We start from the raw sequence: 12,797 nt of genomic DNA, 5'->3' as shown, positions 1-12,797 counted from the left end.
ACCTATTTCCTCAGTTGCTTGGCATTGGCGAACAGCGACGCCATGGCCTGGTTGGCCGGAGCCGGTTGATTCTGACGCGGTGCGCCCTTGTCGGCGCGGGGCTTGCCACCGTTACCGCGGGCCTGACCGCCAGGCTTGCCGTCGACCTTCTCGCCGGGGGTGTCGCCCATGCGCATGGACAGGCCCACGCGATTGCGCGGCACGTCCACCTCCATCACCTTGACCTTGACGATGTCACCCGCCTTGACCACCTCATAGGGGTCCTTGACGAATTTCTCCGACAGCGCACTGATGTGCACCAGGCCGTCCTGATGCACGCCGATGTCGACGAAGGCGCCAAAGTTGGTGACGTTGGTGATGACGCCCTCCAGCACCATGCCGGGCTTGAGGTCGGAGAGTTTCTCCACGCCGTCCTGGAACACCGCGGTCTTGAATTCCGGACGCGGGTCGCGACCGGGCTTGTCCAGTTCCTGGAGGATGTCGGTCACCGTCGGCAGGCCGAAGCTCTCGTCGGTGAACTTCTTCGGATCCAGGCGCTTGAGAAAGGCCGAGTCGCCGATCAGCGAGCGGATGTCACGGCCGGTGTCGGCGGCGATGCGCTGCACCAGCGGATAGGTCTCCGGGTGCACCGCCGAGGCATCCAGCGGATTGGCGCCGCTCATGACGCGCAGGAAGCCGGCGGCCTGCTCGAAGGTCTTCTCGCCCAGGCGCGGCACCTTCTTCAGCGCCTCGCGGGTGGCGAAGGCACCATTGGCGTCGCGGAACTGCACGATGTTCTGCGCCAGGGTCGCGTTGAGACCGGAGATCCGCGCCAGCAGGGCGGCGGAGGCGGTATTCACGTCCACGCCCACGGCGTTCACGCAGTCTTCCACCACGGCGTCCAGGCTGCGCGCCAGCTTGAGCTGGGAAACATCGTGCTGGTACTGGCCGACACCGATGGACTTGGGCTCGATCTTCACCAGCTCGGCCAGCGGATCCTGCAGGCGGCGCGCGATGGACACGGCGCCACGCAGGGAGACATCCAGGTCGGGGAATTCCCGGGCGGCGAGTTCCGATGCCGAGTACACCGAGGCGCCAGCTTCGCTGACCATCACCTTGGTCAGGCCCAGGCCCGGGTACTTGCTGATCAGCTCGCCGGCGAGCTTGTCGCTCTCGCGGCTGGCGGTGCCGTTGCCGATGGCGATCAGATCCACGCCATGCTTGGTGCAGAGCACGCCGAGGGTGGCCAGGGTCTGGTCCCACTGATTGCGCGGGGCATGGGGATAGACCGTGTCGGTGGCCAGCAGCTTGCCGGTGGCATCCACCACGGCGACCTTGCAGCCGGTGCGCAGCCCCGGGTCCAGCGCCAGGGTGGTGCGCGGACCGGCTGGTGCGGCGAGCAGCAGGTCGTGCAGGTTGCGGGCGAAGACCGCGATGGCCTCTTCCTCGGCCTTTTCGCGCAACTCGCCGAGCAGATCGGTTTCCAGGGATGTATAGAGTTTGACCTTCCAGGTCCAGCGCACCACCTCGGCCAGCCACTTGTCCGCGGCGCGACCTTCGTTCTTCAGGCCGAAGTGCGCGGCGATCAGCCCTTCGCAGGGATGGGCGATGCCCGGGCCTTCTTCGCCGAGCTTGAGCGCGGCGCTGAGGATGCCTTCGTTGCGGCCACGGAAGATCGCCAGGGCGCGGTGCGACGGCACCGCCTTGAAGGATTCGTCGTGCTCGAAGTAGTCGCTGAACTTGGCGCCTTCGGTCTCCTTGCCGGGCACCAGGCGTGCGCTGAGGATGGCGTCCTGCTGCAGGACGCCACGCAGCCGCGCCAGCAGGTTGGCGTCCTCGGCGAAGCGTTCCATGAGGATGTACTTGGCGCCCTCCAGGGCAGCCTTGGTGTCCGCCACGCCCTTGTCCGCATCGACATAGGCGGCCGCCTCGGTCTCCGGCGTCAGGGTCGGATCCTGTAGCAGCGCGTCGGCCAGCGGGCCGAGGCCGGCTTCCAGGGCGATCTGGCCCTTGGTGCGGCGCTTCTGCTTGTAGGGCAGGTAGAGGTCTTCCAGGCGCGTCTTGGTGTCAGCCAGATTGATCTCGCGGGCCAGTTCGGGGGTCAGCTTGCCCTGCTCCTCGATGGCGGCCAGTACTGCGCCACGGCGTTCTTCCAGCTCGCGCAGATAGCGCAGCCGCTCTTCGAGATGACGCAGCTGGGTGTCGTCCAGGCTGCCGGTGACTTCCTTGCGGTAACGGGCGATGAAGGGCACGGTCGACCCTTCGTCGAGCAGGGCCACGGCGGCGGCGACCTGTTGCGGGCGGGCGCCGAGCTCTTCGGCGATGCGGCTATTGATATCCATCGGGCTACCTGGCTTGCACGAGAAAAAGCGGGCCGCAGTATACCCGAGCCCGCCGAAGCCCTGCCTCCCGTGCCGGCACTGCCGCCCCAGCGCGGGCAAAATCTGCTAACAATGGCCCAATGCCGCGGTCGGATGGCCTACGGCATAATCCAGTGCTAGATCACAAGGAGATATTATGAGCACCCCCGTTGCCCCGGAAGGTGAAAAGATCCTGGTCGTCGACGACGACGCCCGGCTGCGCCGCCTCTTGGAGCGTTTTCTGGCCGAACAGGGTTATCGCGTACGCACGGTCGAAAGTGCCGAACAGATGGACCGCCTGCTGGCCCGCGAGGTCTTCAACCTGGTCGTGCTGGACCTGATGATGCCTGGCGAAGACGGCCTGTCCGCCTGCGGTCGACTGCGCGAGAGCGGCAACCGCATCCCCATCATCATGCTGACCGCCAAGGGCGACGAAGGCAGCCGCATCCAGGGTCTCGACCAGGGCGCCGACGATTACCTGGCCAAACCCTTCAACCCACTGGAGCTGGTAGCCCGGATCAAGGCCGTGCTGCGCCGTCAGGCCCCGGTGGTGCCCGGCGCGCCTGCCGGTACCGACGAGGTGGTGACCTTTGGCGACTATGCCCTGCACCTGGCCACCCGCGAACTCAAGCGCGGCGAAGAGACGCACATGCTCACCACCGGTGAATTCGCCGTGCTCAAGGCACTGGTCGACCACGCCCGCGAGCCGCTGACCCGCGACAAGCTGATGAATCTGGCCCGCGGTCGCGAATGGGATGCCCTGGAGCGCTCCATCGACGTGCAGATCTCGCGCCTGCGCCGGATGATCGAACCCGATCCGTCCAAGCCGCGCTATATCCAGACCGTCTGGGGCGTGGGCTACGTCTTCGTGCCGGACGGCGCCGGCAAGTAAGGCAGGTAGCCGGGGCATCGCGCCCCGGCTAGGTGGTGGCTCAGGCGAACAAGCCTTGATGCACGCCCACCAGCAGGAAGATCCCCAGCAGCGCGCGATAGATGATGAAGGGCCAGGTCGAGAAGCGTTCCAGAAAGCGCATCAGGCCCCAGATCGCCGCGAACGCCGACAGACTCGCCACCAGCAACCCCACCAGCAGCAGCGACCAGGCCTCGGCCGGGATGTGCGCGTGCCAGAGCACCACCAGTTCCTTGAGTCCGGCCAGGGCGATGGCCGGCAGGCCGAGCAGGAAGGAGAAGCGCGCGGCTTCCTCGCGACGCAGATTGAGGAACATGGCGGCGGTCAGGGTCGAGCCGGAACGGGACACGCCCGGAATCAATGCGCCGACCTGGGCGATCCCCACGATCAGCGCATCGCGCAGACGCATCTGCGAGATGTCTCTGTTGTGCCGGCAGATCCGTTCCGCCAGCGCCAGCAGGGCGGCCATCGCCAGGCAGGCGTAGCCGATGACGCTGAGGCCCCGCAGCGGCGAGTCGCAGGCATTGAGCAGGGGCGCCAGCAGGAGGCCGGCGATGCAGATGGGAATGGTCGCCAGTACGATCATCATCGCCAGCAGGAAATCCGGGCTGTCGAAGTCGCGCTGGCGTACCGCGGCCAGGCTGCCGCGGGTCACGCCGCTGACATCGCGCCAGAAATAGCTGATCACCGCGGCCAGCGCCGCCATCTGCATGGCAGCGGAAAAGGCCGAGCCGGGATCGCGCCAGCCGAGCAGGGCGGGAACCACCCGCATGTGCGCCGTAGACGAAATGGGAAGCAGCTCGGTGATACCCTGCACCACGCCAAGAAAGGCGATCTGCGCGTAGCTGAGCGAGGCGAAGCCGATGTCCAGGCCGGTCTGGCAGATGTCGGACACGAGAGAACTCCAGATTGAAGGGAAGAAATGGACGAGCAAATGTATCCGAATGTGTCCGCGTCCGGTTGCCTATCTGGACCCTGCAATCCAAGAGGTTGTGATGGCTTTCGCGCCGTTTTGCGCGGAAATCCTGGTCGATGAAGGCGCCCGGCTGGTTTCCCCAGAGTTTCTTCGCCCGCTCGCTGTGGATGGTCCTGCTCGCGGTGCTGTTTTCCAAGGCGCTGACCCTGGTCTATCTGCTGCTCAATGAGGACGTTCTGGTCGATCGTCAGTACAGCCATGGCGCGGCCCTGACCCTCCGTGCCTACTGGGCCACCGCGGAAACCGAGCGGCCGCGCATCGCCCAGGCCGCCGGCCTGCGCTACGAGTCACCCGAGACCGTGCCCGCTGGGGAATACCACTGGCCCTACAGCGAGATCTTCGAGCGCCAGATGAAGCAGGAGCTGGGCGAGGAGACCGAGGTGCGGGTGCGGGTCCAGCATGGTCCGGCCATGTGGGTCCTGGCGCCCTCCCTGGGGCCGGACTGGATCAAGATCCCGCTCATGGCCCATCCCTTGCGCGGGCAGCACATCTGGAGCGTGCTGGGCTGGTTTTTTGCCATCGGCCTGCTGTCCACCGGTGCCGCCTGGGTCTTCGTCCGGCAGCTCAACCAACCGCTGCGCCGCCTGGTGAATGCGGCGCGCGAGCTGGGCAAGGGCCGCAGCGTGCGCCTGCCGGAAACCGATGCGCCCAGCGAGATCCAGGACGTCTACCACGCCTTCAACCAGATGGCCGAGGACGTCGAACAGGCCGGCCGCGAGCGCGAGCTGATGCTGGCCGGGGTCTCCCATGACCTGCGCACGCCCCTGACCCGGCTGCGCCTGGCGGTGGAGCTGATGCCACCGGCCGAGCGCGAAGAGGCCGAGGACATGATCCGCGACATCGAGGACATGAACGCCATCCTCGACCAGTTCCTCGCCTTCGTCCGCGATGGTCGCGACGAACCGCAGGAGCTCACCAATATCAACGAGCTGGCCCGCCAGGTGGTGGCGCCCTACAACCAGGAGGAGGAGCGGGTACGGCTGATGCTGGACGTGCTGCCACCCTTGCCGGTGCGGCGCATTTCCTTCAAGCGGCTGCTGACCAACCTGGTGGAAAACGCCCTGCGCCACGGCGGCGGTGGCGTCATCGAGGTGGTTGGGCAGGTGGCGGGCTCCGCCACGGCGCCCTATGTCGCCCTGAGCGTAATGGATCGCGGTCCCGGCATTGACCCCAAGGACCTGCAGGACATCTTCAATCCCTTCACTCGCGGCAATCGCGCCCGCACTGTCAGCGGTTCCGGGCTGGGCCTGGCGATCGTCAAGCGCATCGCCGCGCAGCACGGCGGCAGTGCCGAACTGCGCAATCGCGAAGGTGGCGGGGTAGAAGCCCGGGTACTGTTACCCCTGGGCCTGCTGCTACCCCGTAGCGCCAGCTGACAAGGGACGCTATCGCGACCGCCATGGCCGCGATCACTGCGTAGGTCGGGCTGAGCTTTAGCGAAGCCCAACACCCCGCGCCAAGCGCCTTCAGCCCTTGCCCTTGGTCCGCGTCAGTCCCGGCTCCGCGTTCTTTTCCAGGTACTCGATGATGATCCCGGCCACGTCCTTGCCGGTGGTCTGCTCGATGCCTTCCAGGCCGGGCGAGGAGTTGACCTCCATCACCAGCGGTCCGTGATTGGATCTGAGGATATCCACCCCGGCCACGCTCAGCCCCATGGCCCGAGCCGCACGCAGGGCGGTCATGCGTTCCTCGGGGGTGATCTTGATCAGGCTGGCGGTACCGCCGCGATGCAGATTCGAGCGAAATTCCCCCGGTGCCGCCTGGCGTTTCATCGCGGCGATCACCTTGTCGCCGACCACGAAGCAGCGGATGTCCGCGCCACCCGCCTCGCGGATGTATTCCTGCACCATGATGTTCTGCTTGAGCCCCATGAAGGCCTCGATCACCGACTCGGCCGCCTTCTCGGTCTCGCACAGTACCACCCCGATACCCTGGGTGCCTTCCAGCACCTTGATCACCAGGGGGGCGCCGTTGACCATCTGGATCAGGTCCGGCACGTCGTCCGGCGAGTGGGCGAAGCCGGTGACCGGCAGGCCGATGCCCTTGCGCGAGAGCAGCTGCAGGGAACGCAGCTTGTCGCGCGAACGGCTGATGGCCACGCTCTCGTTGAGCGGAAAGACGCCCTGCATCTCGAATTGGCGCAGCACCGCGCAGCCATAGAAGGTCACCGAGGCACCGATGCGCGGGATGACCGCATCGAAGCCTTCCAGCGGTTTGCCGCGGTAATGGATCTGCGGCTTGTGGCTGGCGATGTTCATGTACGCGCGCAGGGTGTCGACCACGACCACCTCATGGCCGCGGCTGACGCCGGCTTCGACCAGGCGCCGGGTGGAATACAGATTGGGATTACGCGAGAGAACGGCGATTTTCATGGGGCACCGGAGGCCGGAGAAAGGGACAACTGGGGTTTGTCTTGCGCATAGGAGACGGCCGGATTCACCAGCAGGCCACCATCGATCAATGCCTTGGACCCGAGCAGCATGCGATAGCGCATGCTCTTGCGGCAGGCCAGGGTGAATTCCACCGGCCACTGGCACTCGCCCAGGGCCAGCAGGGTACGGATGACATAACGCGTCTGAGCTATGCCGTTGGAGCTGCGAATGGTCTTCTTCGCCACCAGGGGGGCTTCGCAATGGCGATGACGGGACTGAACCAGCGTCCCCAGGTGCACAGTGAATCTCACCCAGCGTTCCTTGCCGCGCATGAACGGCTGAACTTCCGTCGCATGCAGCGCCGAGGTACTGGCGCCGGTATCGATCTTGGCTCTCAGGCCCACCACGCCTAGATCGGGCAGGGCCACCCATTCACTCAGGCCGATAATGACCGGTTCGGCGGAATTGCTCATCGCTGCTCCTTGAAATCAGTGGCCTCCGCCTAAATGTTGCGGATCAATGAGCTGTTTGAAGGCTGGCTTGGCGAACAGATATCCCTGCATCAGCTCGATGCCGAGGTCACGCAGGCAATCGCGTTCGGCCACGGTCTCCACCCCTTCGGCGATCACCTGGGTACCCAGTTCGCGGCACATGACGATCAGGTTGCGCACGATGGTCCGCCGTACCTGATCCCGATCGATGTGGCGGATGAGCGCCATGTCGAGCTTGACCAGGTCCGGCTGGAATTCGGCCAGCAGCGTCAGGCCGGAATGACCGGCGCCGAAGTCATCGATGGCGGTCTTGAAACCGAACTGCTGGTACTCGCGCAGGATGTGCGTCAGATGGTCACTCGCGACGTGTTCGGTTTCCACTGTCTCGAAGATCAGCCGTTCCAGCGGAAAGCCATGCTCGCGCGCGGCGGCCAGGGTACTGCGAATGCACAACTCCGGGCGGTAGACGGCGTTGGGCAGGAAGTTGATCGACAGGCTCTCCTGCATGCCCAGGGCCGCCGCGGTGGCAATGGCCTTGGTGCGGCAAAGCTGGTCGAAGCGATAGCGGTTGCTGTCGGTCACCTGGTTGAGTACGGACAGCGCGCCTTCGCCGCCTGGTCCGCGCACCAGCGCTTCCCGGGCGAAGACCGCGCCCTTGCCCAGATCCACGATGGGCTGATAGGCGAAGTCGAAGTCGAAGCCCAGGGGTTCCGACTGCTGGCACCCCGTGCAGCGGGTCTGGCCGGTCAGGTCGGAAGGAAAGAATGTGGTCATGGCTCTCCAGAGGCGCGCTTGCAGCGTCGGTCCGATGGTTTAGAGTTCTTGAGAAGAGTCTAAGACCCAACAGGGGACCTTTTATTCGATGTATGCAGTAGATCACACTGAAGAACGGATTCGCCTCGATAAATGGCTATGGGCCGCGCGTTTTTTCAAGACCCGCGCGCTGGCCAAGGCGGCCCTGGAAGGCGGCAAGATCCAGTGCCGTGGCGAGCGCTGCAAGCCCAGCAAGGAGCCGCGCATCGGTGACGTTCTCACCATCCGTCAGGGCTATGACGAAAAGACGGTGGTGATCGTCGCCCTGTCGCAGAACCGCCGGGGCGCGCCCGAAGCCCAGCAGCTCTATACCGAGACGCCGGAAAGCCTCAAGGCGCGCGAGCAGGCCGCGGCCGCCCGCAAGGCCGGCAACCTCGGCGTGCAGACCGATGGCCGTCCCACCAAGAAGCAGCGGCGCCAGATCCATCAGTTCCGCGAGTACGTCCATCCGTTCGACGACTGAGTTCGTCGCGGCTCGCCGGAGCCTCTCAATGGCCAGGTCCGCTCGCCGGTCCTGGCGTGCGCCGTGAATGCCACGCTTCGCGGCCTCCTTCCTTATATAGGTAGTTCATGACTTCCCACGATTTCACCCAACGTTTCCTGTTTGACGAAACCGATGTCCGCGGCGAACTGGCCACCCTGGATCGCAGCTATGTCGAGGTCCTCGCCAAGCATGCCTATCCGGAGCCCGTGGCCCAGCTGCTGGGCGAGATGCTCGCGGCGGCCGCGCTGCTGTGCGGAACCCTCAAGTTCGAAGGGCTGCTGGTACTGCAGGCGCGCTCCAGCGGTCCCATCCCGCTGCTCATGGTCGAGTGTTCCAGTGAGCGCGAGGTGCGCGGCATCGCGCGCTACGAAGAGGCCGAGATCACCGCGTCCGCCTCCTTGAGTGAGCTCATGCCCGATGGCGTCCTCGCCCTCACCATCGACCCGCGCCATGGTCAGCGCTACCAGGGTATCGTCCCGCTGGAGGGCGCGAATCTGGCTGAGTGCCTGTCCGGCTATTTCGCCACCTCCGAGCAGCTGCCCACCCGTTTCTGGCTGAACGCCGATGGCCGCCGCGCCCGCGGCCTGCTGCTCCAGCAATTGCCGCCGTCGCGGATCAAGGATGCCCAGGCCCGTCAGGACAGCTGGGAGCATGTGGTCACCCTGGCCGACACCCTCACGGCCGAAGAGCTGCTGGGCCTCGACAACGAAGTGATCCTGCACCGCCTGTTCCACGAGGAAAAGGTGCGCCTGTTCGACGAGCAGCCAGTGGCCTTCAGCTGCAGCTGCTCCCGTGGCCGCGCGGCCAATGCCCTGATCAGCATGGGCCAGCCGGACGTCGAGAGTCTGCTCGACGAACAGGACGGACAAATTCGGGTCGACTGTCAGTTTTGCAATGAACAGCAGGTATTCGACGCTGCCGATATCGCGCAGATTTTTGCGGGCGGCGGCACGCAAACCCCGGGAAATACCCGGCACTAGCCGTTGCAAAAGCCCGAAGGCTTTCTGGCATAATCCCGCAACGTGTAGTTCTGCCGTGTAAGAGCTACAAGCATGAGGAACGGCCCAGGGCCATGGGGAACGAAATGACGAAAGCCAACGTGTATACCGATATCAGCGTCGCGCAGTTAGTGGAAGAGTCCCTGCGACGTGGCGAAGGAGAGCTGGCCGCCAATGGCTCGCTGGTCGTCAAGACGGGGCATCGCACGGGGCGTTCGCCGGTAGATCGCTTTATCGTCGAGGAAGCCTCCACGCGCGATGCCATCCACTGGGGGCCGATCAACCGTGCCTTCCCGGAGGAGAAGTTCGCACCGCTGTGGGAGCGCGTGAGCGCCTACCTGGACGAGCGTGATCAATTCGTCTCCCATGTGCATGTAGGCGCTGACGTAGAGCACTACCTGCCCGTCGTCATGCGTACCGAGACCGCCTGGCACAACCTGTTCGGCCGCTGCCTGTTCATCAATACGGCCGAATACAATCCCCAGTCCAAGCCGGCCTGGGAGATCATCAACGCGCCCGAGTTCGTCTGTGAGCCCGCGCGTGACGGCACCAATTCCGACGGTACCGTCATCATCAACTTCGCGGCCCGCAAGGTGCTGATCGCCGGTATGCGCTACGCCGGCGAGATGAAGAAGGCCATGTTCTCGGTGCAGAACTTCCTGCTGCCGGAAAAGGACGTGCTGCCGATGCACTGCGCGGCCAACGTGGGCGAGGAGGGTGACGTCACCCTGTTCTTCGGTCTGTCCGGTACCGGCAAGACCACCCTGTCTGCCGACCAGAGCCGCTACCTCATCGGTGATGACGAGCACGGCTGGGGCGTGGGCACCGTCTTCAACATGGAAGGCGGCTGCTACGCCAAGTGCATCGACCTGTCCGAGAAGAACGAGCCGGTCATCTGGAAGGCCATCCAGTTCGGCGCCGTCTTGGAGAACGTGGTCCTGGATCCCCAGACCCGTCACCCCGACTATGCCGACGACAGCCTGACCCAGAACAGCCGTGCGGCCTATCCGCGCGAACTGATCGACAAGCGTGCCGAGCACAACCTCGGTGGCGAGCCCAATGCGGTCATCTTCCTGACCTGCGACCTCACCGGCGTCCTGCCCCCGGTATCCATCCTTAATAATGAGCAGGCGGCCTACCACTTCTTGTCCGGCTACACCGCCCTGGTCGGTTCGACCGAAATGGGTTCCGGTCCCGGCATCAAGTCGACCTTCTCCACCTGCTTCGGCGCGCCCTTCTTCCCGCGTCCGGCAGCCGAGTACGCCGATCTGCTGATCAAGCGCATCCAGGGCTTCGGCTCCAAGGTGTACCTGGTCAACACCGGCTGGACCGGTGGCGGTTACGGCGTCGGCAAGCGCTTCAACATCCCGACTACCCGAGCGGTCATCGCGGCCATCCAGAGCGGTGCCCTCATCGGTACCGAGACCCGTCACGTCCCGGTCATCAATCTCGACGTCCCGGTCGCCGTTCCCGGCGTGGACAGCGTCCTGCTCAATCCGCGCGACACCTGGCAGGATGGTGCTGCCTATGACGCGGCGGCACGCGAGCTGGCGGGCAAGTTCGTCGAGAACTTCAAGAAGTTCTCCGGTGTATCCGAAGGCATCCTGGCCGCCGGTCCCCAGCTGTAAGCAGGGCTGGTTGTCTGCAAGCAAAGGCCGCCGCTAGGCGGCCTTTGTTTTTTAAGCTTTTTTTACGCCTTGGGGTTGCATGGTCCGCTGCGATTGCATAAACTGCGCCCGCTTTCGCTGATAACGCTAGCGAGCGAGGCGAAAGCATTGATTGTTAAGGAGATTTTAAAAAGATCCTTGACAAGAGGAGGGCAGATGAAGAAAATGCCGCCTCACTTTGGAGGGGTTCCCGAGTGGCCAAAGGGATCAGACTGTAAATCTGACGTCGCAGACTTCGAAGGTTCGAATCCTTCCCCCTCCACCAGATTGTTAGAGCGCTTAGGCTCTGCGGGTATAGTTCAGTGGTAGAACCTCAGCCTTCCAAGCTGATGATGCGGGTTCGATTCCCGCTACCCGCTCCAGTTTGACTGGCAAATGTTTCGCTCATGTAGCTCAGTTGGTAGAGCACACCCTTGGTAAGGGTGAGGTCAGCGGTTCAAATCCGCTCATGAGCTCCATCTTAAAAAGGCAGATATGAAAATATCTGCCTTTGTTTTAATGGCGGCATTGCTTTGCTCAATTCGTGAAGGGAGAGAGTGTCGATGGCTAAAGAAAAGTTTGAACGTAACAAACCGCACCTGAACGTGGGCACCATCGGTCACGTCGACCATGGCAAGACCACTCTGACCGCTGCGCTGACCAAGGTCTGTGCCGACACCTGGGGCGGTTCCGCTCGTGGTTTCGACCAGATCGACAACGCGCCGGAAGAAAAGGCTCGCGGTATCACCATCAACACCTCCCACGTTGAGTACGACTCGGCGATCCGTCACTACGCGCACGTCGACTGCCCCGGCCACGCCGACTACGTGAAGAACATGATCACCGGTGCTGCCCAGATGGACGGCGCGATCCTGGTTTGCTCGGCTGCTGACGGCCCCATGCCGCAGACCCGCGAGCACATCCTGCTGTCCCGCCAGGTGGGCGTTCCCTACATCGTCGTGTTCCTGAACAAGGCCGACATGGTTGACGACGCCGAGCTGCTGGAGCTGGTCGAGATGGAAGTTCGCGATCTGCTGAACACCTACGACTTCCCGGGCGACGACACCCCGATCGTGATCGGCTCCGCGCTGATGGCGCTGAACGGCAACGACGACAACGAAATGGGTACCTCTGCCGTGCGCAAGCTGGTCGAGACCCTGGACTCGTACATCCCCGAGCCCGAGCGTGCCATCGACAAGCCGTTCCTGATGCCGATCGAAGACGTGTTCTCGATCTCCGGTCGCGGCACCGTGGTAACCGGTCGTGTCGAGCGTGGCATCGTCCGCATCCAGGAAGAAGTCGAGATCGTGGGCATCAAGGCCACCGTCAAGACCACCTGCACCGGCGTTGAAATGTTCCGCAAGCTGCTGGACGAAGGCCGTGCTGGCGAGAACGTCGGCGTGCTGCTGCGTGGCACCAAGCGTGAAGACGTGGAGCGTGGCCAGGTTCTGGCCAAGCCGAACACCATCAAGCCGCACACCAAGTTCGAGTGCGAAGTGTACGTGCTGTCCAAGGAAGAAGGCGGTCGTCACACCCCGTTCTTCAAGGGCTACCGTCCGCAGTTCTACTTCCGCACCACCGACGTGACCGGTAACTGCGAGCTGCCGGAAGGCGTCGAGATGGTGATGCCGGGCGACAACATCAAGATGGTTGTCACCCTGATCGCTCCGATCGCGATGGAAGACGGCCTGCGTTTCGCCATCCGTGAAGGCGGTCGTACCGTCGGCGCCGGCGTGGTTGCCAAGATCATCGAGTAATCGATTGATCT

General features: G+C 64.1%; 11 protein-coding genes and 3 tRNA genes. 9 read left to right on the top strand and 5 right to left on the bottom strand.

The genetic code is table 11. The annotated features are described in order from the left end of the window. Positions 1–2: 2 nt before the first annotated feature. On the bottom strand, positions 3–2,321 hold the full coding sequence (locus PVZ77_RS12350) for a Tex family protein (RefSeq protein WP_273806793.1): 2,319 nt from the start codon (positions 2,319–2,321) through the stop codon (positions 3–5). 175 nt (positions 2,322–2,496) lie between these two features. On the opposite strand from PVZ77_RS12350, the gene ompR reads away from it, so the two are divergent. After that, on the top strand, positions 2,497–3,231 hold the full coding sequence (gene ompR, locus PVZ77_RS12345) for an osmolarity response regulator transcription factor OmpR (protein WP_027598251.1): 735 nt from the start codon (positions 2,497–2,499) through the stop codon (positions 3,229–3,231). Between the two features lie 40 nt (positions 3,232–3,271). Here ompR and PVZ77_RS12340 read toward each other — a convergent pair whose 3' ends face one another. Continuing rightward, on the bottom strand, positions 3,272–4,144 hold the full coding sequence (locus PVZ77_RS12340) for an undecaprenyl-diphosphate phosphatase (protein ID WP_158895309.1): 873 nt from the start codon (positions 4,142–4,144) through the stop codon (positions 3,272–3,274). Positions 4,145–4,281: 137 nt separating this feature from the next. On the opposite strand from PVZ77_RS12340, the gene PVZ77_RS12335 reads away from it, so the two are divergent. Continuing rightward, on the top strand, positions 4,282–5,601 hold the full coding sequence (locus tag PVZ77_RS12335; RefSeq protein ID WP_273806791.1) for an ATP-binding protein: 1,320 nt from the start codon (positions 4,282–4,284) through the stop codon (positions 5,599–5,601). A gap of 90 nt (positions 5,602–5,691) precedes the next feature. Here the strand turns inward: PVZ77_RS12335 and rimK are convergent, their stop codons facing one another. Genes rimK through rimA form a run of 3 tightly spaced genes read right to left on the bottom strand, consistent with a single transcriptional unit; the run spans position 5,692 to position 7,862 of the window. Next, entirely contained in the window at positions 5,692–6,597 is a 906-nt protein-coding gene (gene rimK, locus PVZ77_RS12330) for a 30S ribosomal protein S6--L-glutamate ligase (RefSeq protein WP_027598254.1), read from the bottom strand. Continuing rightward, the gene (rimB, locus tag PVZ77_RS12325; RefSeq protein ID WP_145151788.1) at positions 6,594–7,070 is read right to left on the bottom strand and encodes a retropepsin-like aspartic endopeptidase RimB; all 477 of its coding nucleotides are present in this window, start codon (positions 7,068–7,070) and stop codon (positions 6,594–6,596) included. The genes rimK and rimB overlap by 4 nt, the downstream gene beginning before the upstream one ends. 15 nt (positions 7,071–7,085) lie before the next feature. Beyond that, positions 7,086–7,862: a S6 modification regulatory phosphodiesterase RimA gene (gene rimA / locus PVZ77_RS12320; protein ID WP_273806790.1), complete on the bottom strand. Its 777-nt coding sequence runs from the start codon at positions 7,860–7,862 to the stop codon at positions 7,086–7,088. Positions 7,863–7,950: 88 nt separating this feature from the next. On the opposite strand from rimA, the gene PVZ77_RS12315 reads away from it, so the two are divergent. From PVZ77_RS12315 to tuf, 7 genes are all read left to right on the top strand, one after another. Continuing rightward, the gene (locus tag PVZ77_RS12315) at positions 7,951–8,364 is read left to right on the top strand and encodes an RNA-binding S4 domain-containing protein (RefSeq protein WP_273806789.1); all 414 of its coding nucleotides are present in this window, start codon (positions 7,951–7,953) and stop codon (positions 8,362–8,364) included. Between the two features lie 107 nt (positions 8,365–8,471). Then, complete coding sequence (gene hslO / locus PVZ77_RS12310; protein ID WP_273806788.1) at positions 8,472–9,365, top strand: Hsp33 family molecular chaperone HslO; 894 nt, start codon at positions 8,472–8,474, stop codon at positions 9,363–9,365. Positions 9,366–9,469: 104 nt separating this feature from the next. Then, positions 9,470–11,011 carry a phosphoenolpyruvate carboxykinase gene (locus PVZ77_RS12305; RefSeq protein WP_273806787.1) on the top strand — a complete coding sequence of 514 codons (1,542 nt, stop codon included), beginning with the start codon at positions 9,470–9,472 and terminating at the stop codon, positions 11,009–11,011. Positions 11,012–11,230: 219 nt separating this feature from the next. Then, positions 11,231–11,315 (top strand) — tRNA-Tyr (locus tag PVZ77_RS12300). A 23-nt stretch (positions 11,316–11,338) separates the two neighbouring features. After that, positions 11,339–11,412, top strand: a tRNA-Gly gene (locus tag PVZ77_RS12295). Positions 11,413–11,432: 20 nt separating this feature from the next. Beyond that, positions 11,433–11,508 (top strand) — tRNA-Thr (locus PVZ77_RS12290). A gap of 84 nt (positions 11,509–11,592) precedes the next feature. Then, the gene (gene tuf / locus PVZ77_RS12285) at positions 11,593–12,786 is read left to right on the top strand and encodes an elongation factor Tu (RefSeq protein ID WP_133860552.1); all 1,194 of its coding nucleotides are present in this window, start codon (positions 11,593–11,595) and stop codon (positions 12,784–12,786) included. Positions 12,787–12,797 lie beyond the last annotated feature (11 nt).

It is taken from the genome of Pseudomonas sp. SHLD1 (assembly GCF_028640935.1).
Lineage (GTDB): Bacteria > Pseudomonadota > Gammaproteobacteria > Pseudomonadales > Pseudomonadaceae > Chryseomonas > Chryseomonas aestiva.
Note: the sequence above shows the minus strand (reverse complement) of the source record. Positions and strands in the feature narration are given on the sequence as shown.

What these genes read in the sequence shown, in the direction of transcription:
- PVZ77_RS12335 (WP_273806791.1), top strand. Translation starts at nt 4,282, where the DNA reads ATGAAGGCGCCCGGCTGGTTTCCCCAGAGTTTCTTCGCCCGCTCGCTG.
- ompR (WP_027598251.1), top strand. Translation starts at nt 2,497, where the DNA reads ATGAGCACCCCCGTTGCCCCGGAAGGTGAAAAGATCCTGGTCGTCGAC.
- rimK (WP_027598254.1), bottom strand. Translation starts at nt 6,597, where the DNA reads ATGAAAATCGCCGTTCTCTCGCGTAATCCCAATCTGTATTCCACCCGG.
- PVZ77_RS12350 (WP_273806793.1), bottom strand. Translation starts at nt 2,321, where the DNA reads ATGGATATCAATAGCCGCATCGCCGAAGAGCTCGGCGCCCGCCCGCAA.
- rimA (WP_273806790.1), bottom strand. Translation starts at nt 7,862, where the DNA reads ATGACCACATTCTTTCCTTCCGACCTGACCGGCCAGACCCGCTGCACG.
- PVZ77_RS12305 (WP_273806787.1), top strand. Translation starts at nt 9,470, where the DNA reads ATGACGAAAGCCAACGTGTATACCGATATCAGCGTCGCGCAGTTAGTG.
- tuf (WP_133860552.1), top strand. Translation starts at nt 11,593, where the DNA reads ATGGCTAAAGAAAAGTTTGAACGTAACAAACCGCACCTGAACGTGGGC.
- PVZ77_RS12315 (WP_273806789.1), top strand. Translation starts at nt 7,951, where the DNA reads ATGTATGCAGTAGATCACACTGAAGAACGGATTCGCCTCGATAAATGG.
- hslO (WP_273806788.1), top strand. Translation starts at nt 8,472, where the DNA reads ATGACTTCCCACGATTTCACCCAACGTTTCCTGTTTGACGAAACCGAT.
- rimB (WP_145151788.1), bottom strand. Translation starts at nt 7,070, where the DNA reads ATGAGCAATTCCGCCGAACCGGTCATTATCGGCCTGAGTGAATGGGTG.